The organism is bacterium, assembly GCA_035307765.1.
GTDB lineage: Bacteria > Sysuimicrobiota > Sysuimicrobiia > Sysuimicrobiales > Segetimicrobiaceae > Segetimicrobium.
In genome coordinates this window covers 16699-40545 of sequence record DATGHU010000034.1, presented here as the reverse complement: position 1 = coordinate 40545, position 23847 = coordinate 16699, and the positions used below count along the sequence as shown (strand labels likewise).

Annotated in this window: 26 protein-coding genes; 17 read left to right on the top strand and 9 right to left on the bottom strand. The window is 70.8% G+C overall.

The window, feature by feature from the left end; translation table 11 throughout:
• The first annotated feature begins 5 nt into the window (after positions 1-5).
• From VKV57_11105 to VKV57_11085, 5 genes are all read left to right on the top strand, one after another.
• Positions 6-908 (top strand): CoA-transferase, encoded by a 903-nt coding sequence (locus VKV57_11105; protein ID HLW60454.1) that lies wholly within the window; start codon positions 6-8, stop codon positions 906-908.
• The gene (locus tag VKV57_11100) at positions 908-1681 is read left to right on the top strand and encodes a CoA-transferase (GenBank protein ID HLW60453.1); all 774 of its coding nucleotides are present in this window, start codon (positions 908-910) and stop codon (positions 1679-1681) included. Before VKV57_11105 ends, VKV57_11100 begins: the two co-directional genes overlap by 1 nt.
• A gap of 76 nt (positions 1682-1757) precedes the next feature.
• Positions 1758-3212, top strand: a complete 1455-nt coding sequence (locus VKV57_11095; protein HLW60452.1) for an aldehyde dehydrogenase family protein — start codon at positions 1758-1760, stop codon at positions 3210-3212.
• A 280-nt stretch (positions 3213-3492) separates the two neighbouring features.
• Positions 3493-3699, top strand: a complete 207-nt coding sequence (locus tag VKV57_11090; GenBank protein HLW60451.1) for a hypothetical protein — start codon at positions 3493-3495, stop codon at positions 3697-3699.
• A 68-nt stretch (positions 3700-3767) separates the two neighbouring features.
• Positions 3768-3956 carry a hypothetical protein gene (locus VKV57_11085; GenBank protein ID HLW60450.1) on the top strand — a complete coding sequence of 63 codons (189 nt, stop codon included), beginning with the start codon at positions 3768-3770 and terminating at the stop codon, positions 3954-3956.
• Between the two features lie 150 nt (positions 3957-4106).
• Here the strand turns inward: VKV57_11085 and VKV57_11080 are convergent, their stop codons facing one another.
• Positions 4107-5894: an adenine deaminase C-terminal domain-containing protein gene (locus VKV57_11080; protein ID HLW60449.1), complete on the bottom strand. Its 1788-nt coding sequence runs from the start codon at positions 5892-5894 to the stop codon at positions 4107-4109.
• A gap of 271 nt (positions 5895-6165) precedes the next feature.
• Here VKV57_11080 and VKV57_11075 point away from each other — a divergent pair, with 271 nt between their 5' ends.
• The 3 genes from VKV57_11075 (at position 6166) to VKV57_11065 (ending at position 7322) form a co-directional block, all read left to right on the top strand.
• The gene (locus tag VKV57_11075) at positions 6166-6378 is read left to right on the top strand and encodes a hypothetical protein (protein HLW60448.1); all 213 of its coding nucleotides are present in this window, start codon (positions 6166-6168) and stop codon (positions 6376-6378) included.
• Between the two features lie 75 nt (positions 6379-6453).
• Positions 6454-6723 carry a LysO family transporter gene (locus tag VKV57_11070; protein ID HLW60447.1) on the top strand — a complete coding sequence of 90 codons (270 nt, stop codon included), beginning with the start codon at positions 6454-6456 and terminating at the stop codon, positions 6721-6723.
• The gene (locus tag VKV57_11065) at positions 6720-7322 is read left to right on the top strand and encodes a lysine exporter LysO family protein (GenBank protein HLW60446.1); all 603 of its coding nucleotides are present in this window, start codon (positions 6720-6722) and stop codon (positions 7320-7322) included. Before VKV57_11070 ends, VKV57_11065 begins: the two co-directional genes overlap by 4 nt.
• Before the next feature lie 5 nt (positions 7323-7327).
• Here the strand turns inward: VKV57_11065 and VKV57_11060 are convergent, their stop codons facing one another.
• From VKV57_11060 to VKV57_11035, 6 genes are all read right to left on the bottom strand, one after another.
• Positions 7328-8176 carry a DMT family transporter gene (locus VKV57_11060; protein ID HLW60445.1) on the bottom strand — a complete coding sequence of 283 codons (849 nt, stop codon included), beginning with the start codon at positions 8174-8176 and terminating at the stop codon, positions 7328-7330.
• Positions 8177-8318: 142 nt separating this feature from the next.
• Positions 8319-9803: a leucyl aminopeptidase gene (locus tag VKV57_11055; GenBank protein HLW60444.1), complete on the bottom strand. Its 1485-nt coding sequence runs from the start codon at positions 9801-9803 to the stop codon at positions 8319-8321.
• 152 nt (positions 9804-9955) lie between these two features.
• Entirely contained in the window at positions 9956-10912 is a 957-nt protein-coding gene (locus tag VKV57_11050) for a divergent polysaccharide deacetylase family protein (GenBank protein ID HLW60443.1), read from the bottom strand.
• A 24-nt stretch (positions 10913-10936) separates the two neighbouring features.
• Entirely contained in the window at positions 10937-12754 is a 1818-nt protein-coding gene (locus tag VKV57_11045; GenBank protein HLW60442.1) for an N-acetylmuramoyl-L-alanine amidase, read from the bottom strand.
• Positions 12755-12885: 131 nt separating this feature from the next.
• Positions 12886-13845 (bottom strand): ornithine cyclodeaminase family protein, encoded by a 960-nt coding sequence (locus tag VKV57_11040; protein ID HLW60441.1) that lies wholly within the window; start codon positions 13843-13845, stop codon positions 12886-12888.
• Between the two features lie 39 nt (positions 13846-13884).
• Positions 13885-14679: a hypothetical protein gene (locus VKV57_11035; GenBank protein HLW60440.1), complete on the bottom strand. Its 795-nt coding sequence runs from the start codon at positions 14677-14679 to the stop codon at positions 13885-13887.
• A gap of 64 nt (positions 14680-14743) precedes the next feature.
• Here VKV57_11035 and menA point away from each other — a divergent pair, with 64 nt between their 5' ends.
• Positions 14744-15664: a 1,4-dihydroxy-2-naphthoate octaprenyltransferase gene (gene menA / locus VKV57_11030; GenBank protein ID HLW60439.1), complete on the top strand. Its 921-nt coding sequence runs from the start codon at positions 14744-14746 to the stop codon at positions 15662-15664.
• Positions 15665-15689: 25 nt separating this feature from the next.
• Here menA and VKV57_11025 read toward each other — a convergent pair whose 3' ends face one another.
• Positions 15690-16613: a hypothetical protein gene (locus VKV57_11025; GenBank protein HLW60438.1), complete on the bottom strand. Its 924-nt coding sequence runs from the start codon at positions 16611-16613 to the stop codon at positions 15690-15692.
• 338 nt (positions 16614-16951) lie between these two features.
• Here VKV57_11025 and VKV57_11020 point away from each other — a divergent pair, with 338 nt between their 5' ends.
• Together VKV57_11020 and speD are read left to right on the top strand one after the other, a co-directional pair.
• Positions 16952-17437 carry a small multi-drug export protein gene (locus VKV57_11020; GenBank protein ID HLW60437.1) on the top strand — a complete coding sequence of 162 codons (486 nt, stop codon included), beginning with the start codon at positions 16952-16954 and terminating at the stop codon, positions 17435-17437.
• 35 nt (positions 17438-17472) lie between these two features.
• Positions 17473-17955: an adenosylmethionine decarboxylase gene (gene speD, locus VKV57_11015; protein HLW60436.1), complete on the top strand. Its 483-nt coding sequence runs from the start codon at positions 17473-17475 to the stop codon at positions 17953-17955.
• On the opposite strand, the gene VKV57_11010 is transcribed toward speD, so the two are convergent.
• Positions 17952-18272 carry a YggT family protein gene (locus tag VKV57_11010; protein HLW60435.1) on the bottom strand — a complete coding sequence of 107 codons (321 nt, stop codon included), beginning with the start codon at positions 18270-18272 and terminating at the stop codon, positions 17952-17954. The genes speD and VKV57_11010 overlap by 4 nt on opposite strands.
• Before the next feature lie 75 nt (positions 18273-18347).
• Between VKV57_11010 and VKV57_11005 the strand changes: the two genes are divergently transcribed.
• The 6 genes from VKV57_11005 to VKV57_10980 all read left to right on the top strand — a co-directional run bounded on the left by VKV57_11005 (position 18348) and on the right by VKV57_10980 (position 23831).
• On the top strand, positions 18348-19562 hold the full coding sequence (locus VKV57_11005) for a DHHA1 domain-containing protein (protein ID HLW60434.1): 1215 nt from the start codon (positions 18348-18350) through the stop codon (positions 19560-19562).
• Positions 19555-20349 carry a DNA-formamidopyrimidine glycosylase family protein gene (locus tag VKV57_11000; protein ID HLW60433.1) on the top strand — a complete coding sequence of 265 codons (795 nt, stop codon included), beginning with the start codon at positions 19555-19557 and terminating at the stop codon, positions 20347-20349. Before VKV57_11005 ends, VKV57_11000 begins: the two co-directional genes overlap by 8 nt.
• Positions 20350-20353: 4 nt before the next feature.
• Entirely contained in the window at positions 20354-21538 is a 1185-nt protein-coding gene (locus VKV57_10995) for a M20/M25/M40 family metallo-hydrolase (protein HLW60432.1), read from the top strand.
• Positions 21539-21638: 100 nt separating this feature from the next.
• Positions 21639-22427 carry an SAM-dependent chlorinase/fluorinase gene (locus tag VKV57_10990; protein ID HLW60431.1) on the top strand — a complete coding sequence of 263 codons (789 nt, stop codon included), beginning with the start codon at positions 21639-21641 and terminating at the stop codon, positions 22425-22427.
• A gap of 121 nt (positions 22428-22548) precedes the next feature.
• On the top strand, positions 22549-23115 hold the full coding sequence (locus VKV57_10985) for a sigma-70 family RNA polymerase sigma factor (GenBank protein HLW60430.1): 567 nt from the start codon (positions 22549-22551) through the stop codon (positions 23113-23115).
• Positions 23112-23831, top strand: coding sequence for an anti-sigma factor (locus VKV57_10980; protein HLW60429.1), 720 nt, complete (start codon positions 23112-23114; stop codon positions 23829-23831). Before VKV57_10985 ends, VKV57_10980 begins: the two co-directional genes overlap by 4 nt.
• The last annotated feature ends 16 nt before the right edge of the window (positions 23832-23847 follow it).

Genomic DNA, 23847 nt, shown 5'->3' with positions numbered 1-23847 from the left:
AGGTGATGTCCCTCGCTGAGGCAGTGTCTCGGTACGTGCGGGACGGGATGACGATCGCGATGGGGACGGGGCTGGAATCGTGCATCCCGTTCGCCGCGGGGCACGAGATCATCCGCCAGGGCCGACAGGACCTCGCGCTCGTCGGGCCGATCTCCGACATCTTGTTTGATCAACTCATCGGCGCGGGGTGCGTCGCCAAGGTCATCGCCGCCTGGGTGGGCAACGTGGGCGCGGGGACCGCGTACAACTTTCGCCGGGCGATCGAGGAGGGGATCCCTCGCCGGCTGGCGATCGAAGACCACTCCAATCTCACCGTGGCGTTGGCGGTGTCGGCCGCGGCCCAGGGGGTTCCGTACCTGCCGACGCGCACGGCCTTTGGGACGGATCTCGCCCGGGAGCACCCGCGGCTGCGGGAGGTGGCGTGTCCCTTCACCGGGGCCCGGCTTTTGGCCGTTGGCGCGCTCCGACCGGATCTGACGATCCTCCACGTGCAGCGCTGCGACCGGCACGGCAACGCCCACCTCTGGGGCAATCTCGGCATCTCGCCTGAGGCGGCGCGGGCGGCGGAGACGGTTCTGCTCACCTGTGAGGAAGTGGTGGAGGAGGACGTGATCACCAGCGACCCCAACCGCACCCTCGTCCCGGGATTCCTCGTCAGCGCCGTCGCCGCCGTGCCCTACGGCTCCCACCCGTCGCCCACCCAAGGGTACGTCAACCGCGACGACCGGTTCTACGACGAGTATCACGGCGAGACACGCACGCGCGAGGGGTTCCTGGATTGGCTCAACCGCATGGTCGTCCGCGCCGACGGGCACGCCGGATACCTGCGCGCCCTCGGCGAGGCCCGCCTCGCCGGGCTCTCTCCTCGCGCGCCGCGCCTCGCCGCTCCGGTGAGCTACGGGTTCTAATGGCGACGGGGAACGCGCGCCAGGGGACGCGGCGCCAGGTGATGGTCGCCGCGGCGGCTCGGGAGATCCGGGACGGAGAGGTGGTGTTCGTGGGGATGCGCCTGCCGCTTCTGGGGTTTGCGCTGGCCCGGGCGCTGCACGCGCCGAACGCCGTCGGTCTGTTCGAGAACGGGGTCATCCGCGATTCGCCGCCGCTCGCCCCGATCATCACGATGGGCGACCCGCCCAACATCGCCGGCGCGCTGGCGTGCACGACGCTGGTGGACGTGATGGGCTACCTGCAGCGCGGACGGGTGGACGTGGGGTTTCTCGGGGGCGCGGAGGTCGACCGCTACGGAAACCTCAACACGACCTGGGTGGGGGACCGGGGACGGCGCACCCGGCTCCCCGGCAGCGGCGGCGCCGCCGACATCGCCGCGCTGGCACGGCGGACGGTCGTGATTATGCATCACGAGCGCCGCCGGTTTCCGGAACGCGTCGGCTACCTCACCTCACCCGGATACGGCACGGGCCGGGGATGGCGGGAGGGCGTGGGGTTGGTGCGCGGCGGCCCGGCGCGCGTGATCAGCAGCTTGGGGGTGTTCGGCTTCGACCAGGCCTCCGGGGAGGCGGTCTTGGAGCGGGTGCACCCGGGGGTGACCCTCGAAGAGATTCGGGCCGAGACCGGGTGGCCGCTGCGCACCGCACCGGACCTCCGGGAGACCCCGGCGCCGACGCGCGAGGAGCTCGACGTCATCAGGCGATTCGATCCGGACGGGATGTGGACTGGGTGAGGGCCCGGCTCCGGGCGGGCCGGCAGGGCGCGCTCCGCATCAGCGGCGGCGACGTTGGGATGGGAGGGACGACGCGATGGCAGAGGTGACGACCTACAGGAACTTCATCGCCGGGGAGTGGCGCGAGTCCACCGGCGGCCTCTTCGAGGTGACGAGCCCCGGAGACGGCGCGCTGGTCTACCGGGCGCAGCGGTCCACGGTGGACGACATGCGGGCGGCGATCGCGGCGGCGCGCGCCGCGTTCGAGACCACGGAGTGGCGGGACGACCCCAGCACGCGGACCACGGCCCTCCTCAAGTTCTCCGAGGCCGTCCGCGCCCGGCATGAAGAGCTGGCGCAGCTGCTCACGCGCGAGAGCGGCAAGCCGTCCCCGATCAGCCGCGGTGAGGCGATGCGGCTCGCGGAGACGACGAGCTACTTTGCCGGCCTGGCCCGATGGATCTTCGGACGGTCGCAGACTCCGCAGCCGAACAGCATCAGCCTGATCATGCGCGAGCCGGCCGGGGTGGTCGGGATCATCGTGCCCTGGAACGCTCCCCTCGCGCTGCTCGCGCGTGCGATCGGGCCGGCGCTGGCCGCGGGCAACGCGGTCGTGGTCAAGCCGGCGAGTTACACCGCGGGGTCCACCGTCGAGCTCGCGAAGATCATCGAGGGGATCGCGGAGTTCCCCAAGGGGATCGTGAACATCGTGACCGGTCCCGGCGATCCCGTCGGCGCCGAACTCGCCCGGCACCACGACGTCGACATGGTGGCCTTCACCGGCGACACCGCCACCGGGCGCGAGATCATGCGGCTCGCCGCCGGCAACCTGAAGAAAGTTTCACTCGAACTCGGCGGCAAGTCTCCGACGATCGTGTTCGCCGATGCCAACTTCGAGCGCGCGATTCGGGGGGCGATCAACGCCGCCTCCTTCTACAACGCCGGCCAGATCTGCATCGCCGGCACACGGGTGTTGGTGGAGGCGAGCATCCACGACACGTTCGTCCAGCGCGTCCGGGAAATGGTGCCAAAGCTGAAGGTGGGGCCGGGCTGGGAGAAGGGCGTCGAGGTTGGCCCCGTGATCTCGGAGCCGCAGCTCCAGAAGGTCACCGGCTACATCGAACAGGGCAAACGGGAGGCCGTGCTCGTGACCGGGGGTCACCGCTTGACCGAGGGCGCGCTGGCCAAGGGGTATTTCATCGCGCCGACCGTGTTTGATCAGATGAAGCCCGACGCAAAAATCGCCCAGGAGGAAATCTTCGGGCCGGTGATGGGGATCACCACCTTCAAGGACCTGGACGAGGCGATCCATATCGCGAACAACACCGTGTACGGCCTCGTCGCCGCGGTCTGGACCCGCGACATCAACAAGGCCATGAAGATCGCCACCCGCGTCCGGGCCGGATCGGTCTGGGTCAACACGTTTGGGAAGATGTTCCAGTCGACCGAGATGGGCGGGTTTAAGCAATCGGGCCTGGGACGCCAGTACGGGCTGGAAGGCCTGTTTGAGTACACCGAGCTGAAGCACATCAACATTCAAATCGAGAAGTGAGGTTGCCCCCGCTCGGGGCGACCGCCATCTGAACGCGGACGGGACACGGTCTCGCCGGCCGTGTCCCTTTCTCTCCGACCGTCTTGGGCTCCGCGACGTCACGCTCACGGTCCGCCGTGGCCGGAGGCCGGCGGTGGTCCCGCCGTCGAGGTCCATCGTATGGCCCGCCGTTTGGCGTTGAGGACGCGGCCGCGGAGGGCGAATCGGCGTCAGGCATGTCCTCCATCGCTCGTGAGATGGGCATCCACACTTGGTGCGAGTCCATTGGGGGGTGGGGGAGATGCCCGTGTGGCTGGCGCTGTGGGGGGCGCGCGCAATCGCGGTGACGGGCGGGTGGCCGGCGGGGGTTGGTGCGGGAGCGGCCCGGGCGGTCGTCCCCGAACCGAACGCGACGACCCGGCGACCCGTCGATCGGTCGACGCGTCCGCGGCTCGACGCCTGGGCGGCGGCCCGGGCCCTGCGCCGTCGGATCTCAAAGTGCCTTTAGAAGGCCCTCTCGGGAACGCCGCGCGGCGGCGTCTCGGACCTTCACGACGGAGAGGAGACGGAGTTCAGATGGCCTGGTTTCGCTGTCAGTGCGGATACATGACCCAGATCGAGCCGCGTGAGGGAGAGATCGTGTCGGCCTACCACCTGCATCGGCAGTCGCGCATTGACGGCACCGTGCACGCCATCAGGATGGAACTCCTGCCGGACCCCGTGCCCGAGCCCGCGCTGGCGACCGCCGGGTCGCCGGTCCGCTAGCCGCGCTCACTTTGCCCTGACGCGGCGGCGACGCGGCAGAGGTCCTCTCGGGCCCCTGCCGCGTCGCCTTTTTCCCCGCCGCCCTCTGCGCGCGCCGGAGGTGGCGGGGCGGAGGGCATCCGCCCGCCCGCTGTCCGCCGCGGAGGGTGCCTAGCGGATCGGGTTGGGCCCGGGGAGGTCCTGACGCGGCACCAGCACCTTCCCTCGCCGGACGTCCCAGACCCCCCGGTAGGTGAGGCGGATGTCGGGGAGCGAGTCGAGGGGCAAAAAGAGCAGCGTGTAGTGTGGGTCCTGGTGCGGGTATCCGCGCGCGCGCAGGAACGCGTAGAGAGGCGCGGCTTCCGCGGCGATGGCCGGGAGCGAACGCGACGCCATCACCCCCCCGAGGGGGAGCGGAATTTCCAGCACGGTCTCGCCGTCTTCGACGATCACGATCCCGCCGCCGATCTCCAGGAGCCGCCGCGCCGCCCGCGCCATATCGGTTGGGTTCTGGCCGAGGGCCAGGAGGTGCGCCGCCACATTGAACGAACTGGCGAGCCCGCCGAGGCGCGACACGAAGTTCGCGAGCAACCCAGGAACCATCCACCGCCCCGCGGGATCGAGGAGGACCGCGCGCACCGCGTCGGAGGGGGGGATCACGCAGCCTTCGCGCAGGGTGAGCGGGATCTCGACCTTGTGGGTGATGACGCTGTTCTCGAGGCGGATGACGGGGAAGCGGAGGGGCGTGGTGCCCCCAGGAGCGGCCGACAGCCGCAGGGCAAAGAGGTCCGGCTGCGGGGTCCAGGTGGGGCGAAAGCGCGGTCGGAAATACTCGTCCCACGGGAAATCGGGGATCGCGGCCCTGACGCGTCCATCCTGCACGGCGATCTCGCCGCGCGCCAGCACGAGATCGGGTGTGGGGTTTCGCAGGTCGTTCAGCACCACGATGTCGGCGCGCCGTCCCGGGCCGATCCCCCCGATCTCTTCGTCCAGGCCCAGGTAGGCCGCGGGGTTGATCGTCGCCATCTGATAGGCTGCGATCTCCGGAATCCCCCCCGCCATCGCTTCCCGGATCACGTGGCTCATGTACCCACGTTCCACGATCGTCACCGCCTCGGGGCCGTCGGCGGTGAGCATGAACCGTCCCGAGCGGCTTCGAGTCTCCGTGACCGCCGGGGCCAGGGCACCCAGATCGGGCCGCAGCGACGAGTGTCGCAGCATCGTGTACACGCCCGCGCGAAGGCGGTGGACGACCTCATCGGCCGTGATCGCTTCGTGGTCGGACGACCAGCCGGCCGCGGCGAGTGCGCCGAGCCGTTCGGAGGAGGCGCCCGGGGCGTGCCCCTCGACCCGGCGGCCGGCGGCGAGGGCGGCGGCGATTTTGTGGAGCAGGTCGTCGTCGCCGTGGTAGACGGTTGGCCACCGGGTGACCTCACCCACGACCCGCACGGCCTCCACCCCCAGGAGCCGTTCGATCTCTCCCCTCGAGAACATCGTCTCGTCCTCGAGAGGGGAGGAGGCGTGGAGGCGGAGCGACCAGACGATCAGGACCGGAAGTTCCGCCAGCGCCGTCAGCAGCGGCACGACGCGGTCAGGCGGGGTGTGCAGCAGGATCTGCAGGGTGTCCGCGACCAGCGTGGTCGTGCCGGTCCGGAGCACCTCGCGGGCAAACTCTTCGGGCGTGGACATGCCGGTGATATGGGTGTGGGGCTCGACGTAGCCGGGGACGAGGGTTTTGCCGCGGAGCGGCAGGATCCGCGTCTCCGGCCCGACCATGGTTCGATTTCCGCCGACGTAGGCGATTCGCCGGCCCTTGATGGCGACGTTGGCCGGATAGACCTCGCCGCTGTAGACGTTCAGGAGGGCGGCCCCCTCCAGGTAGAGGTCGGCCGGTTCACGGCCGGCCGCGACGGCAAGCAGCGATGCGAGGTCTTGAAAGGTTCGGAACGTGCGCCTCACCGACGTGGCAGCGGGTCCGCCGCCTTCGGCGAGACGCGCACGGGCAACATGCCCTGAGTCTACCATGGGCCCCGGTCGGCCAGCCACCGGCGACGCCAAGGGTTCCGCGCCGCCCGTGCGTAATCCGTCACGCTGTCTGCCGGGGGGGGTGTTGGACCTCTCGGGGGCCCGCGCCCCCGCCGGCGTTCGGGAGGGTGCCACGGGGGTGTGAGGCGCGCCGACCGCCGTTGTGCTAGGGTTGAGATCAGGTTCGACCCCGGGGGGATGTATGGTGAAGCCTGTACGCGCGAAGGCCGGTCTGCAGTGGCCGGTGAGCGGCGTCTACGTGTGCGACAAGTGTCACGGACGGCAGGTGGGCCAAGTCGGGGCGATCGCGACCCGCTGTGTCGCGCTTCACGCCGGGCGCCAGAAACCGTGCAACTGCGCCTATTTTGTCCTCCTCGAATCCGGCGCTCCCGAAGAAGACCCCGTTCCGACCCGCTGACCCCGCGCCCGAAGCGGGGCACCCAGGCCGGGCCCGCGCCTTGACTGCGAGGGCCGGCCCGCATAGGCTGAGTCCATGTGGCTCATTGTTGCGCCCTTCGCCGCGGGGCTCCTGCTGGGATGGCGCGGCGAGCTGACCGACGGCGTGATGCGCCGAGCCCGGACCCTGGTCACCGCGGGCGTGGTGCTCATCCTGTTCACCTTGGGGATGCGGGTGGGGACCGACCCGCTCCTCCTCGGCCGCCTCCAGGTCCTGGGGGCGGAGGCCGTCGTCTTCGCCGTCCTGACGATCGCCGGCAGCGTCCTCGCGGTCTGGCTGCTGCGCGGAGCGATCGGGCCCCTATGAGCGCGGGGGTGGTCGCCGCGACCGTGATCGCCGGGATCGGCGTTGGAGCCCTGGGGGTGGTTCCCCACAGCCTGGCCGCGCATCTCGAAACGCTGGCGGAAGTGTTCCTCGGGGTGGTGCTGTTTGCGATCGGGATCGAGATCGGCCAGAGCAGAGAGGCCTGGCGCGCGATCCGCCGCCTCGGGGTCCGGGCGCTCCTGGTGCCGGCCGGCGTTGCGGTGGGTAGTCTCGGAGGCGCGGGGGTGGCGGGTTGGGTGCTGCACCTCCCGCTCCGTCACGCGGGGGCGATCGGCGCGGGATTCGGCTGGTACAGCCTTTCCGGGATCATGCTGACGCGACTCGTCAACCTCGAGACCGGCGCGCTGGCGTTCCTCTCCAATGTTGCGCGCGAGTTTCTGGCAATCCTCGTCACCCCCCTGGTCGCCCGGTCCTTCGGCCGGGCGGTGGCGATCGCCCCGGGGGGCGCCACGACGATGGACGTCACCCTGGCGGTCGTTGTCCGGGCGGCCGGCCCGGAAGTGGCGCTGGTGGCGTTCATCAACGGGGTGGTGCTCTCAAGCCTCGTGCCGATCATGGTGACGATCTTGGGCGCCCGGTAGCCTCCTCACCGGGCGGCGACGAGCAGCACCAACCCCGCCGCCACGATCCCAGAGCTGGCCAGCCGCGTCGGGCCCTGGAGGTCGCCGAGATGCCGCCAGCCCACCCAGGCCGCGATCAGCACGCTGGTTTCGCGAAGGGCGGCGATGTACCCGACGCGGCTGATGGCGAGCGCGCTCAGCACGAGCAGGTAGGCGCCGAGGCTGAACGCGCCGCTCATCCCCAAGATCCCGAGCCGGTTGCGGGCGATCAGCCGCCAGGGCAGCGCTCGGCGGCGCCAGGTCACATAGACGCAGAACAGCGAAGCATGGATGGGAAAGAGCGCGCTGATATAGCTGACGGGTGAGGTGAGGCGAACGCCCTGGCGGTCGATCAGCGTGTACACGCCGGTGCACAGCGCGGTGGCGAGCGACCAGGCGAGGGCGCGGGCCGGGGTGGGCGCGCTCACGCGGCGGCTCAGCGCGCCGAGGAGCAGGACGCCGAGGGCGATCAGCCCGACTCCCGCGTACGCCGGACCCGGAAGATTTTCGCCAAACGCCACCATCGCCCCGGCGGTCGCCACCACGGGGGCGATCCCGCGCGCGACCGGGTAGACCAACGAGAGATCCCCGTCATCGTAGGCGCGGGTGAGGGCGATGATGTAGGCGACGTGCACCACCCCGCTTGCGCCGACGAAAGCTAGCGATGCCGCGGACGGCAGCCCCCCGGCGGCGAGGAGGATGATCCCGAGGACGGCGCCCGCGGCCGTGGTGGCCCACGCCGCAACGAGCCGGTCGTCTCCGGCTTTGACGATGGCGTTCCAGGTCGCGTGGAGCAGCGCCGAGGCGAGGACGAGGCCGAGCGCCGCGAGCGGCATCCGGGATCCTAGCGCCGGGTCCGGGGACTCTGGGGGACCAGGGATGGACGACCGGACCGGGGGGCCCGGCCGTCTCGGCTCGCGCCGAAGGGCGGCATCGCCCCGCGATCTGCCCTGGGCCCCGCGGGGGAGAGGGCGATCGTCAGGAGAGGGACGTCAGGTAGCGAAGGAGCGTCCGGACTCCGAACCCCGTGCCGCCGGCCGGCAGGTAGGGGGCCGGCGGGCGGTTGTCCGCAAACGCCGGGCCGGCGATGTCGAGGTGGGCCCACGGCGTCGTGCCGACGAATTCGCGGAGAAATGCGGCGGCGCGCTCGGCGCCGCCCTCGCGGCCCGCAGAGTTTTTCAGGTCGGTGATCTCGCCCCGCATCGCGTCAAGATCTTCATCGTAGAGGGGCAGTTGCCAAATCTGCTCCCCGGTCAGCCGGGCCGCCTCCAGCAGCCGGTCGACGAGCGGTTGGTTGTTCCCCATCACCCCCGCGGTCCAATCCCCGAGGGCGACGACGCACGCGCCCGTCAGCGTGGCGAGATCGATGATCTCGTCAACCCCTTCGCGCACGGCATACGCCAGCGCGTCGGCGAGCACCAGCCGGCCCTCGGCATCGGTGTTCGTGATCTCGACCGTCTTCCCCCCGAGCCCGCGGACGATATCGCCGGGCCGAGTTGCCGCGCCGTTGATCATGTTTTCCGTCGCCGCGGCGATGCCCAGGACCCGAGAGGTGACCCCAAGATCGCGGAGCGCGCCCATCGTGGCGATCACCACCCCGGCGCCCGCCATGTCCCCTTTCATCGTGCGCATCCCGCTCGCGGTCTTGATCGACAGCCCGCCGCTGTCGAAGGTGATCCCCTTGCCCACCAACGCCACGGTGCGGCGCGCGCCGCCGGGGCGGTACTCCATGACGATGAACTTCGGCGGTTCGGCGCTTCCCCGGGCCACGGCGGCGAAGAGCCCCATCCCCATCGTTCGCGCTTCCTCGAGGTCGATCACGCGGCATTCGCATCCCGCGCTCTTGGCGAGCTCACGCGCCGCCTCCGCCAGGGCCGTGGGGGTGAGGACGTTTGGGGGCTCGTTCACAAAATCGCGCGCGCGGCACGTGGCGCGGACCGCCACCTCCGCCGCCTGCGCCGCGCGGTCGAGGAGCGTCCGATCTCCGTCGCCGACGAGGAGCGCGACCTCCGCCACCTCCCCGGTCTCGTCCGCCTTGCGGTATCGGTCGAATGTGTAGTGGCCGAGCCCGGCGCCTTCGGCGACCGCCCGCACTCGTTCGTCCGGGTGTGCCCATCCGCCGGCGTTGCCGCCGTCCGCGGCAAGCGCGACCCGCCCGCAGCGCAACTCCCGGGCCCGGCGAATCGCCGCGCCCGCGAAGCGGCGCAGCCGCTCCGCGTTGGGTTCCGCGCCGATGCCCACCAACAGCACCCGGCGCGCCGGGCGGTCGGGCGTCTGGAGGAGCACCGAGCGTCCGGGCTTCCCGGAGAACCCCTCAGCTTTGGCCAGGTCCGCCAATCGCCCGCCGACCGCCCGGTCCACCTTCGCGGCCGTGCCGGAGAGGGTGCCCGGCTCGAGGATGGGAAGCGCGAGCAGATCGCAGGCGGACTGCTCGGCAGGGGTGTCGATGACCGTGAAGCGCATGGGGACCTCCTTCGGGATGTCGCCGGCGGGGTGCCGGCAGAGCGCTTCTATTGTAACAGGAATGTGCGGCGGACACGTTCCGGAACAGCGGCACGCCACCGCGCGGCCGGGCCACGGCACCTCGCCGCGTGCCGGCCGGGTGCGAGCGCGGACTAGTGGACGAGGTCGGACACCCGAACGAGTTGGATCCCGGCTTCATCAAACTCGGGAAGGAGGGAGATAAGCACCCGAGCCGTCACCTTTCCCACGTGTCCGATGGCGATCGCCTGTCCCCGCGCATGCGCCAGGGTAATGAGGGTGCGGAACTGACCCCGCACGTACTCCTCGGTGTCCTCGTTGTCCAGGAAGACCGCACGCGCGGCGGTGGGCACGCCGATCTGGCGGGCCACCTGCGCGGCGACGGTTCGGCTCGACGTGACGCTGTCCACGAAGAACAGGTGGTGCGCCTTCATCTCCTCCATCACGGCGTGCATCACCCGCGGGTCCGCCGTCCCGAGCGAGCCCATGTGGTTGTTGGCGCCGACGGCCGTGGGCACGGTCGCCAGATCCCCGGCCACCGCCTGCCGGATCTCCCCGTCGGTCATCGCCACGCGGATGCCGCCCTCTCCCAGGAACGAGAGGAGGTTTTGATTGTCGGGCTCCACGGGAAGATGCAGGATCACCTGCACGCCGTGGGCGGGAGCCTCCTCGGCGATCATCGTGGAGTAGGGGAGGTGGGGGAGGACGGAGATCGTCACCGGCCGGCCGATCGCCTCAACCTCCTGCGCCGCCCGCAGGCTGTACCCGGCGTCGTCGAAGATGATGGCCACGCGCAGACGGCCGGGACCCACGGAGACCGGATGCGGCGGGGCCGGGACCACCGCCGGGCCTCGCGAACCCTCGGGGTTCCGGCGCGGCGGCAACGGGAGGTGCGCCCGCGGGGTCACGGGCCGGGGGGCGGGAGGGGTAGGGGTGCGCCGCGCGGCCGGGAGCCGCGCCGGCGCGGGGGTCGATCCGCGGTGTTGGGCGATGAGGACGCCGACGGTCAAGCCGGCCCCGACGATCAAGCCGATGATCAGCCCCAGGACGAGGTGGGATGATTGCCGTCGCGTCGAGCGTCGCCGGGCCATTCGCGTTCCTCGATTCCGCCGCCGTTACGGGGCGGCCTGCGGCGCGGCCAGGAACCGCTGAATGCCTTTCAGGATGCTCTGGGCGAACGCCTGCTGCACGGCGGGGTCGCGCAGCATCTGCTCCTCGCGCGGGTTGGTGATAAACGCGGTCTCCACCAGGATCGCGGGAATCTCGTTCGAATCCACCAGCACCTTGAACTCGGCCTGGGTGGTCCCCCGCGGGGCGAGCCCCACGGTCTTGCTCACCTCGTCGAGGACGGCCGCGGCGAGCGGCTGGCTGCTCGGGTTGGCGTAGAAGGTTTGGGTTCCGCTGGCGTTGGCGTCGGTCGACGCGTTCGCGTGGATGCTGACAAACAGCGTGGCCCCGCCGCGGGCGGCGATCTGTCCGCGATCCTCCAGCGGCACAAAGGTGTCGGTGTCGCGAATCATCACGACGTCCAGGTGCTGCTGGACGACCAGCTTGTGGAGCAGCTGCGCGATCGCGAGCGCCACGTCCTTCTCCTTCACGCCCGTCGGGCCGATCGCGCCGGGATCGCTGCCCCCGTGTCCGGCGTCCACGGCGATCACGACCGGCCCGGTCGGGGGTCCTGTCTCCGGTCCGGCCGCTGCGTCGCCCAGGGTGACCAGCAGCCGTCCGGCTTCGGGTCCCTGGCGGATCTCGAAGGGGGCGGCCCGGGAGAGCTGGACGACGATCCGCACCTGGTTGGGGTTGCTGTGGAACTGCGCGGCGCGGATTTGCACGACCAGGCCGTCGTTGATGTCCAAGATCTTCTTCACCGGGAAGAACACGGCGTCGGCCACATCGATGACGATCCGGTCGGGGTTACGCAGCGTGCGCCGGGTCACGCGGAGGGGACGGTTGGCGACGATGACCAGCCGGCCCCCTCCCTCCACGTGCTGGTAGAGGACGTCCGAGATCTTCTGCGCGCTGGGCTGATAGCCGGAGGGAGGACTGGGGGTCCCCCCGGACGGTCCGCCCGAGGGGATCGGCCCGGCGGCCAGCGAGATCAGGACCCGGCGTCCGGGGATCTCACTGACCACTTGGTATTGGACGGTCGTAAGGAGGTCGAGCACGATCCGGGTGCCAAACGCGGAGCGCGCGACCCGCACCCCGGCCAGCGGTCCTTCGTGGACATCGAGCACCTGGTCCAGGGATTTGGGGAGCGCCCCCATCACATCGACGATCAGGCGCTCCGGGGCGTGCAGCGCCACCGCCTTGGAATGAAGCGGTCCCGTGCCGTCAATCGTGATTTCGAGGCCCGCGTCCGTGCCCCGCCAGGAGATCCCCGTCACCTGCGGGCTGATCACTAGGGTATGGCTGTCCGGATCGTAGGTGGTCGCATCCCCCAGCGTCTCGCACACCCACTGGATCGGGATCAGCACTCGATCGAAGACCGCGACGAGCGGGATCGGGATCGGCCGTCGTTCGCCGTTGATGGTGGCGTACGGGTCTCCGGCGCGCAGCTGCATCTCATCGCCCGCGGGACTGACCAGCGTGAGCGTCCGCTCGCCGGCTTTGTACGTCGCGGCGATCCCGAGCGGCGCGAACAATCCCTGGTAGGGCGCCATGACCACGCTGTCCTGGATGACGACATCCCCGGCCAGCGGGACGACTATCCCGTTTGCGACCACCCTGAGGGTCCGGACCTCCCCGGCCCCGACCGGCGCGGGAGAACCCAGACCCACGATCACCAGCCCGATGATCACGACGCTTGCGGCGACCGCGCGGCGAGGAGGAAGGGAAGGGGATCGCAGGAACGTGCGTAGGGACGCGCAACGTCGAGGGCGCCGGCGCTGGTCCGGCGTGACCGACAGGGTGCGGGCCAGGGACGGCGTCTGCACGATTTCTGCCACCTCGACTGCTGCGTACGCTGCGACGATGTCTGCTGCGTCGGCACTGCTTCGGGGCCGCCCACACCCCGCTTTCCTATCGCTAGTACGCGGGGGAGGGAGAAATTCCTGCTCCGCGCAGTCTACCCCCCGATCGGGATCTCCTGCCCGACCCCCGCCGCGCGGGCGCGCTGGATGAGCAGGGCGGCGGCGGCCATATCCTCGAGCGCCACGCCCTGCGACTCGAACAGCGTGATTTCGTCCGCGCCATCTCGGCCAGGCACCCGGCCGCTCACCACCGCGCCGAGCTCGTGCACCTGCTCCCACGACAGCGAGCCGCCCTCGACGAGCGGGATGAGGTCGCCGCACTCGATGGCCGCCTGGGTGCGGTCGTCCACGACGATCCGGTCCGCGCGGCGGACCGCCTCATCGTCGAGCTCGCGCTTGTTGGCCCAGTTCACCCCGGCGGCGTTGATGTGCGTGCCGGGCCTCAGCCAGCGGCCGAAGAGGACGGGCTCGCGCGACGTGGTTATGGTGATCACGATCTCCGCCTCGCGCACCGCTTCCTCGGGGGACGAGGCCGGCTTCACCCCCACCCCGAGCCGCTCGGCCATGGCGGCGGCGAACGCCGCCCGGCGGCGTTCATCGCGACCGTAAACGGCGATTCGGTCGACCGGCCGGACGGCGCACACCGCTTCGAGCTGACTTCCCGCCTGCCGGCCCGTTCCGATACACCCCACGGTGCGCGCCTGGGGGCCCGCCATGAACTTCGTCGCCACCCCGCTCGCAGCCCCGGTGCGCACCTGGCCGAGCCGATCGGCCTCGATCACGCCTTCGAGCCGTCCCGTTTCGGTGCTCCACGCCAGGACGACGAACCGGGACCCCGGCTTCCCCGACGCGTACGCTTTGAGCCCCAGGACGCCCGCCGACGGGAGCGCGGCGGACATCACGTGCAGGGTGAGGTTCGGCGTCCGGACCCGTGAGCGGGGTTGGCTCTGTGCCTCTCCGCGGCCCTGTGCGGCGAACGCCGCTTCCACGCTGGCGATGACGTCTTCCATTCGAAGGAGAGCTTCCACGTCGGCTTCGGTGAGCAGCAGGGCCATGATGCCTCCTTAAACCGGATGTGCCGTCGACCGCGGCGGTCAGGTCCAGGGTGCGTCGATCGCGCTCGCCTCCGCCGCCCGCTGAAGCGCCGGGAACCCCCAGTTGTCGGTCACCGTCCGGCAGAAGCTGTAGTGGGTGTAGGCGGTCTGCGCGACCGTTCCACGGCGCACCCCGCGCCCCCACCAGGCGGCAAACACATGGTTGTCCCGAATGCCTTCATCGTAGCAAATGAAGAGCGCCGGATACCGCCCCTCCGGGTCCGGCCTCGCAAACCACGGTGAGGCCCCCAGGATATCGAGCAGCCGCCCGAGGTTCGAGTCGGCGCGGGCGGGGGAGCCGTCGTGCATGTTATTGAGGTCGTCCCATCCAACGTAGACGATGGCGGGGGAGGGGAGCGTGTCCCCCAGATCCTGACGAAACGCCCCCTCCCCACGCCGCACGGCGGCGACCGGGGCACGCAGGTCGAGGAAAGGATTGTGGCGCCGGGCGATCTCCCCGGCGAGGTGGTAGATGAACGTCGGGATCGGCGGCGTGTCGGCGGCGGCGAGGCTGGCGATCGAGGGGTGGAACGCGTCGACGACCTCGTTGCGGCTCCACGTATTCCCCGAAATGAGCGCCCGGTAGTTGGGACCCGACGGGTGCTCGACCGCGAAGTACCTCGCGAGCAGCGTCCCTTCTTCGGCGAGACGTCGATGCGAGGGCAGCCCGATCACCTCGGCCAACCCGTGATTTTCGAGGACCCCGAAGACCAGGCTGCTCCACCACCGTGCGCGGGCGCTGGCGCGGGCGGGGCGGCCGACGGCCGCGGCCGCCCCGCCCGCCGTCCAGCCCATGAACGCCCGCCGGCTCATGTTATAATGGGACGCGGGTCCAGGTCCCCTTTGCGGAGAGGTCGAGATGACCGAACGGTCCATCGAGTCTGGGCTCCCTCCTCGGACCGCCCGGATGTGGGTGCAGGCGGTCCGTCCCTTCTCCTTTACGGCGTCGATCGTTCCCGTGTTGCTGGGGACGGGCATGGCGGCGGCGCAGGGCATGCTCAACCCGGGGCTGCTCGTCCTCACCCTCCTCGGCGCGGTGGCCATCCAGGGTGCGGCCAACCTCTTCAGCGATTACTTCGACTACTGCGACGGCCACGATACCGCTGAATCCTTCGGCGGCAGCGGCGTGCTCATCCGGGGAATCCTCCAGCCCAGCGAGGTCTTCCTGGCCGGACTGGTCTTCCTGGCCTGTAACGTCGCGATCGGCCTCTACCTCACGGCGATTCGGGGCACCCCGATCCTGGTGCTGGGGATGCTCGGCGCCCTCGGCGCCTACTTCTATTCCGGCCGGCCGGTCGCCTACAAATACCGGGCGCTCGGCGACCCGGTGATCTTCCTGCTTTTCGGCCCGCTCATGGTACTCGGCGCCTATTTTGTGCAGGCCCGGGTGATCGAGCTCGTGCCAATGCTCTACGCCCTGCCCGTCGGGTGCCTGGTCACGGCGATCCTCCACGTGAACAACATCCGCGATATTCGGTCGGACGGTCACGACGGCGGGGTCACGGTCGCGCGCGCGCTCGGCCTGGAACGATCGAAGGGCCTGCTCTACGCGCTTCTGGCCGCCGCGTACGCTCTGGTGATCGGCGGGGTGCTGACGGGGACCTTCGTCAGGGGGTCGGCGCTCGTCGTGCTGAGCGCGCCGCTTGCCTGGGGGCTGGCGCGGCAGGTCCACGCGGCGCGCGCCCCGCACGATCTCGTCATGCTCGACGTCGCGGCCGCGCGCGTGCATCTGGTGTTCGGAGTGCTCCTCGTCGTCGGGGTCCTGCTGCCGCTCGTCTGATCCGATCGCCGAAAGCCCGCGCCGGTCACCCCACCAAGAGCTCGACGAAGGCCTGCAGACGTCGCGGCGCCGGCGGCGGCGCCGCGCAGAAGGTCAGCCACGTTTCCGCAAGCCCGGGGAGCAGTTCGGGCGCCAACGGGGCCGGGGGCACCTCTGCGGGGTCATCCCAGGCCGGCCCGTCGAGCCTGAGCCCGACCTGATCCGCGTAGTCCATCGCCGCCTCGGAGAGTGCGCGGACGGACGCACCCCCCTCCCAGGGCGTGCCCGTGCTGTCCTCGTACACCGCCGTAAGGGTCTTCGCCAACCCAGCCAGCGCAGCGATCGCCCGCAGCGCGGCCCACTGATCCTGGACGCTGGCCCGTGGATTCCAGAGCGCCGCGGGCGCGGCCCCGTTCAGGGGCAGGGGACGATCGCTTCCGGCTCCCGGGTGTCCCTCGGCGGCCGGATGCCATTCGGGGTCCCGCTCGCCCGCCGCGACGACCCCCACCCACCGCTGGAGCAACGTCGCGCAGGTGGCGGCGGCGCGCAGAACGGCGGGGGGCCCGTCGCCGCCGCGCAACGCCCGGTCGGTCAGGCGCCCCGCCGCGTCGATGATCTTGCCTCCGAGGTCCGGCGGGGCCAGACGCGGGAGCCGTACCTCACGCGCGAACAGGATTTCCACCATGAGGACGACGCCCTCGCGCGTCGCGTAGCGGTCGTTGCGCGCTTGGAGCGCGCGCTGCAACTCGTCTCGCATTCGCGGGCCGCGCGTGTGGAGGGCCTCCACCGCGATCCTGACCGGCGCGAAGACGCAGATCAGCCAGACCACCGCGATGAAGAAGATGTGCTCCCACCCGAAGATCACCACGCTGGCCACGGCGCCGGCCAGGCAGACGGTGAGCCATGATCGGCCGAAGGCGCGCCGCGCGGCGGGGCGGCTCAACTGCGAGAGCGAATATCGAAGGGTCATTGCACGTCCTTGCACATCGCTGAGCATATGGTACCATACACTCTGGCATAGGGAGGAGGCCGGGCTGCCCAGCATCGCACATTCGCGGTTTCGGATGGTGCAGTTGGTGTTGCGCGAGTACACCCATCCACCGGGCATCCTTGACGACGGTCGAATGGCGTCGTGCATCACGACGGCCGGCACGTCCCCCGTCCGGCATCAGCGGAGCGGCGCGGTCCGCCACGGCCCGAACGCTGATTTCGATCCCCCGGCCCCTTCACATCGCAGCGCCGTTCCGGCGGCCACAGGCCACGCGGCGCCCCACAGCCGTGCCGCCCTCGGCCCGTGGACGACCCGCGATGCTTGACCCGATCCTGCACCGTACCATCCAGGTCATGATCTTTTCGGTCGCGCCCTTTGTGGAACTCCGCGCGTCGATCCCGTTTGGGATCACGAAGGGGCTCCCTCCCTTGGTCGCGCTCGCGGCGGCGGTGCTGGCGAGCTGGATCGCCATCATCCCCTTCTTCCTGATCATGGATTTGTTCTTCGACCGATTCCTGTCGCGCTTCAGGCTGGTCAGGCACTTTGTCGAAGAGGTGCGCGCGCGGGGCCACATATACGTGGAGCGGTGGGGAGTCCTGGGCGTCGGGATCTACGTCAGCATCCCCCTGCCTGGGCCGGGGATTTATTCGGGGACCGTCTTGGCGTGGCTGTTCGGGCTGCCGCGCCGGCAGGCGATCGTGTCGCTCGCGTTGGGAGTGCTGGTCAGCGCGCTGCTCGTGACCGCGATCAGCACCCCTGCGATCGCACTGATCCGAAGAATTTTGTCGTCGATGGGGTACTGAGCGCCGGCCCGGCCGGTGCGAGAGAGGGGCGGACGATGGACACGCTCGGGCACCACTACATCGTGGAGGGGTCCGGCTGCAACGCCGAGGTCATCAGCCGGGTGGAGCAGGTCGAGCAGATCATGGTCCGCGCCGCGGAGGTCGCCAACGTCCAGGTGTGGGCGATCTCGTTTCATCGATTCAGCCCGGATGGGGTCAGCGGGGTGGTGGTGATCTCAGAGTCTCACCTCTCCGTGCACACCTGGCCTGAGGTCGGGTACGTCGCTCTCGACATCTACACCTGCGGGGACAAGGCGAGGCCGGAAGCGGCGGTGCAGCATGCCCTCAAGGCGTTTGGCGCCGCCAACATGCACATCACCGAGGTTACCCGAGGCCTCGATGAGGAAGACAAGGTCTTCTTCCACAGCATGATCACCTGGGAGGAGACGATCCCGGACAACATCCTCAACCACCGTCCCCGCCGCCGCCGGCGCGTGCATCGGCGGAAGCGCTCCCTCGCCGCCGATCGCGCCACCTAGCTCGGGGCGAGGACAGAGATCAGAAGTTGATGGAGGAGTTGGCCGGCGAGATTTAGGAGCAGAATCGCGATCAGCGGGGAGAGGTCCAGTCCGCCCATCGGGGGAAGCAGCCGCCGGACGGGTTGGAGGATTGGATCGGTGATCCGCACGATCAGAGAGATCAGCGGGTGACGGTAGTCCACCGATGGGATCCACGAGAGGAGAGCCCGGACGAACACCAAGATCGAGAGCAACTGCACCGCCCGGTCGACGATGGCGATGAGATCCACGACGCTATTGTAGCATAGGATGCGGGGGCCCGCGCACCTACGCACCATCCGCCGCCGGCCGCTGGGTCCAGCTCATCGGGGGCAGGCGATGGAGAACGCGGGCCGACCAAGGGTGCGGCCGAGTTGATCACCGAGCGCTTGTACTACACCGATGCGTACCTGCGCACCTTCCTCGCCCACGTGACGGCGGTGGAACCGTCGGGCGACTGGGGTCCTCACCCCGGGGTGATCCTCGATCGGACGGCGTTCTATCCCACCTCCGGAGGCCAGCCGCACGACACCGGCACCCTGGCGGGGGTCCCCGTCGCCGATGTGGTCGACGCCGGCGACGTCGTGATCCACGTGCTGAACGGGTCCGCCGCCGACCCCGGCCTCGCCCCGAGTGTTGAGGTCGAGGGGGTGGTGGATTGGGGTCGGCGGTTCGATCACATGCAGCAGCACACCGCGCAGCACATCCTCTCGGCGGCGTTTGCGGGGTTGCTGGGAGCGGAGACGGTGTCGGTGCACCTGGGCGCATCATCGACCCTGGACCTCGCGCTGCCCGTCCTGTCGCCCGACGACGCCCGCCGGGTGGAAGATGAGGCGAACCGGGTGGCGTTCGACAACCGGGTGGTCACCGTTCGGTTCGTCTCCGACGCCGAGGCCGCGGCCCTGGGGCTCCGCCGTCCGCCCAAGCGCGCGGGCGAGATCCGGATCGTCGAGGTGGCGGACTGCGATCGGTCCGCGTGCGGCGGCACACACGTCGGCCGGACCGCGGAGATCGCCCCGCTGCTCCTGCGCCGGTGGGAGCGGGCCAAGGGGCACGTCCGCGTGGAGTTTCTGAGCGGCTGGCGAGCGCTGGCCGACTACCGCTGGAAGCACGCGCTCGTCGCCGAATGGAGCGCCCGGCTCACCGTCGCCGACCGCGAGCTCGGGGCCGCGTTCGAACGGATCGCCCGTGAGGCGCGGGAGCGGGAGCGGGCCCTCGTGGAGGCCCGCGCGCGGCTCATCGCCTACGAGGCCGCCGAGCGCCTGGCGGCGGCCCCCGCCGCCTCGCACCCGAAGGTCCTGCGCCTGGTGATGTCCGGGCGGGATCCCGACGAAGTCCGGCGCCTCCTCCGCGAGATCACCGGCCGGGAGTCGTGCATCGTCCTCGCCGGCGATGAGGGGACCGGACGGCTGTACTTTGCGCGATCCGCCGGTGAGGGCCCGGCGATGGCCGCGCTCCTGGAGCAGGCGTCCCGGCTCGTGGGAGGCCGCGGCGGCGGCACCCCGGAGTTTGCCCAAGGCGCCGTTCCGGCCGGGGACGCGGTGGCCCGTGCCCTGGCTCATGCCGAGGAGGCCGTTCGCGGTGCCTGAACTGCCTGAGGTCGAGACGGCGCGACGCAGCCTTCACCGCGCGGTGGCGGGGAAGACGATCGCCAGGGCCCTGGTGCTCAAGCCCGCCGCCGTGCGATCGCACACCCCGGACGGGTTCGCGCGTGCTCTCCGCGGGGCGACGGTGGTGGACATTCAGCGCCGCGGGAAGGCGCTGCGGTTGCTGCTCGGCCCCCGCGTGCTGGTCTTCCATTATATGCTGTGGGGAGTGATCCGCTTCCACGCCCAGGCCGGCGCGCCGCCTGGGGGAGCGAGCGTGGTGCTCGCGTTCACCGACGGTTCGGCGCTCGAGTTCCGCGAGTTGCAGCTGAGCCGGTTGAATCTGCTCCGCCCCGGGGCGAAGGATGATCCGGAGTCGGCGGCGATCGAGCCGCTGGCGCCCACCACGACGCTCGAGGCGTTTCGGCGCGCGCTCGGATCCAAGGGACGGGTCAAGGCCGCGCTGAGCGATCAGGACCGCATCGGGGGGATCGGGAACCTTTGGGCGCACGAGATTCTCTTCGCCGCCGGCCTGCGCCCCGATCGAGTCACGGCGGCGTTGTCGCCGGCCGAAGTCCGTGCCCTGTACCAAAGCACCCGCCGGGTCCTCCGAAACGCGGTGGAAGCCGGCGGCGAACCGGATTTCCAAGACGTCTTCGGCCAACACGGGCAGTACCGGCTGGCGGTGTACGGGCGTGCGGGCCAGCCGTGTCGGGTGTGCGGCGCCAAGATTCAGGGGGGGAGGCTGGGAGGGCGGCCGACCTTCTTCTGCGCCCGCTGCCAGCAGTGACCCGATGACCGATCCTCCGACCGCGTCGGTGGACCCCCGCCTGGTGACCGGACTGCTGGAGGCGCTGGTCGGCATCCCCTCGGTGAATCCCACCCTGGTCCCCGGGGGCGGGGGAGAGGGGGACGTCGCCCGGCACCTGGCGGGGGTGTGCCGGCGACTCGACCTGGCCGTCGAGGAGGAAGAGGTCGCGCCGGGCCGTCCGAACGTGATCGCGGTCCTGCCGGGGACCGGCGGGCCGGGCGGCCGCAGCCTCATGCTGAACGGCCATACCGACACGGTGGGCGTTGCGGGGATGGATGCGCCCTTCGTTCCCGCCCTCCGCGGCGATCGTCTCTACGGCCGGGGGGCCGATGACATGAAGAGCGGTCTGGCCGCGATGGTCGGGGCCGCGGCGGCGGTCCTCGACGCCGGCCTAAGACCGCGGGGTGATGTGGTCCTGACCTTCACGGTCGATGAGGAGGACGCGAGCATCGGCACGGCCGCGCTCGCTCGGCGTCGCCGGGCGGACGCCGCGATCGTGACCGAGTCGACGGGGCTCAGGATCTGCCTGGCCCACAAAGGCTTCGCCTGGGCCAGGATCAAGGTAGAGGGGCGCGCCGCGCATGGGAGCGATCATGCGACAGGGGTGGACGCCATCGTTCAGATGGGCCGGGTGCTCGGGGCGTTGGAGCGGGTCGATCGCGAAATTCTCCCGCGCCGGTCGCACCCGCTCCTCGGCCGGCCGTCGCTGCACGCGTCCGTGATCGCCGGCGGAGAAGGCCCCAGCACGTATCCGCCCTCCTGCGACCTGGTGGTGGAACGGCGGATGCTGCCGGATGAGACCCCCGACGGGATCCGGGGTGAACTGGAGGGAATCCTGGCCACCCTCCGTGCCGAGGATCCCGGGTTCCGCGCGTCGGTCGAGATCACGCTGTCTCGGCCGGGGCTTGAGATGAGCCGCGAAGCGCCGATCGTGCGGGCGCTACACGCGGCCGTGAAGCGGCACGTCGGCGAGCCGGGGTACGTCGGGCAGAGCCCCTGGTACGACGCCGCCCTGCTGGCCGCGGCCGGCATCCCCACCGTTATCTTTGGTCCATCGGGCGCCGGGGCGCACGGCGCCGTCGAGTTCGCGGACGTGCCCTCGGTGGTCCGCTGCGCGGAGGTGCTGGCCCAGGTGATCATCGATTTCTGCGGTGCGGATCCGGCCTGATGCCGCATCCGCGCACGTCGCCGAGGGATGGTCGGAGGATGCGGGGCGTCGCCGCGGTCCTTCCTCGTCCATTGCCGGTCGCGGGCGGTGGGCCGTCGGCGTGCCACTTCTGACGTTCCTCTCGGATTTCGGCAGCGCCTCCCCGTATCCGGCGGCGATGAAGGTGGCCGCCGCGGTGATCGCGCCCCAGGCGGTGCTGGTCGACATCTCCCACGATGTTCCCCCCGGCGCGATCCGCCAGGGAGCGTACCTGCTCTGGGCCGTGGCGCCCACCTGCCCCCCGGGGACCGTGCACTGCGCCGTTGTCGATCCGGGCGTCGGGACCGATCGGGCGCCTCTCGCCGTCGCCGCGGGCGGGCAGGTGTTTGTCGGACCCGACAACGGGGTGTTGCTGCCCGCCGCGCGCCACGTGGGCACGCCCGCCGTCTACCGGCTCACCAACCCCGCCTATTGGCGGCCGGTGGTCTCCCCCACGTTCCACGGCCGAGACGTCTTCGCCCCCGCCGCCGCGCACCTGGCGGTCGGGGCGCCGCTCGCCGACCTCGGCGAACCGTTCGCGGGCTGCATCGAGCCCGCATGGCCCACGGGAGGGTGGGAGGGGGCGGCGCTTCTGGGGGAAGTGCTGTGGATCGATGCGTTCGGCAACGTGATCACGAACATCCCTGGGGCGCTCCTGGCCGAGATCCCGCCGTCGACCGCGGTCGCGGTGAAGACCCCCCTCAGAACCGTCCCCGCCACGATCGCCCGCACGTTTGGCGACGTCGCCGCCGGCGAGGCGGCGGTGCTCGCGGGGAGCGATGGGATGGTGGAGGTCGCGGTGAATCGGGGGCGGGCCTCCACGCGACTGCGCGCGACCGTCGGGACGCGGATCCGGATCCGCAGGCGCTGAGGTCCCCCCATCCGGACACGCCCGTGATGCGAAGAGGAAGGCGGGGCTCGGCATGCCGGCGACAGGATCGCTTCTCGCAGGAATCGAAAGAGCCGCCCGATCGGTGACCGCTGGAGGAGCGATGGGGGACGGCCGGATGGGGGGCGGGGAGGAGGAGCGGCTGCTCGAACAGATCGCCGCCGGCGATGTGGACGCGTTCGCGGCGCTCTACGATCGCTACAGCCGGTCGGTGTATTCGCTGGCCTGCCGCATGCTCGGGGATTCCCAGACCGCTCAGGAGATCACCCAGGATGTGTTTGAAGGGATCTGGCGCGGCGCCCGCGCCTTCACCCCCCGCCGCGGCAACGCGCGGGGCTGGATCCTCGCGCTGGCGCACCACAAGAGTGTGGACGCGCTGCGGCGCCAGAAGGTGCGCGCCGTCGAACCGCTCTCCGAGGTCCAGGCGCACGATGCGGACGTGGTGGCGGTGGCCCTGGCGCGCGTGGAAGGCGAGGCGGTTCGGGCCGCGCTGGGGACCCTTTCCGACGTGCAGCGGACCGTCGTGGTGCTGGCGTACTACGGAGGATACACGCAGCAGGAGATCGCGCACCGGCTGGCCGTTCCGCTGGGGACGATCAAGACCCGGATGCGGGACGGGCTGCAACGGCTCCGGACGGCGCTCGGGGGCGTGGGGGAGAGCATGCGGTGACGCACGAGGAATTGCGGGAATTGATTCCGGCCTACGCCATCGACGCCCTTGACCTCGAGGACGAGCGCGCGGTGGAGGTGCACCTCGAAGCGTGCCCGGCGTGTCAGCGCGATCTGGCTGAGCTGCGGGCCGTCGCCGCCGAACTCGCCGCCGGCGTGGGGGCGGTCGACCCTCCTCCGGCCCTGCGGGGGCGGGTGCTGGACGCCGTCCGGGTGAAGACCCGAGGGCCGATACCCGCGCCGTCCCCGCGCCCTCGCTGGGTGGCGGGCGCGCTGGCCGCGGCGGCGGGCTTGCTCATCATCCTCGGGGGCCTCGCGGCGTATCAATCTCAGCGCATCAACGCCCTCTCGGGCCGCCTGGACCAGCAGGACCGCCTGCTGGCGCTCCTCGCCGCCCCCACGACCCGCTCGGCTCAGCTCACCGGATCGGTCCGCGCGAACGTCCGGTTCGTCTACGATCGGGCAAGCGGCCGCGGAGCGCTCGTCGTGACCGGCCTCAACGATCCCGGCGCAGGGTTGGTCTACGAGATCTGGCTGGTCGCCGGCACGCAGCCCCGGCCCGCCGGGATTTTTCGTTCCACTCCCGGGCAGCCGGTCATCATCCCCGTCGCGGCCGACTTCGGCCGATACCGGGCGGTGGCGATCTCGATCGAGCATGGTCCCCAGGGCTCGTCCGGCGGGCCGACGACTGCCCCGATCCTCGCGGCGTCGATCTAGCGGGCGGCCTGCCCGC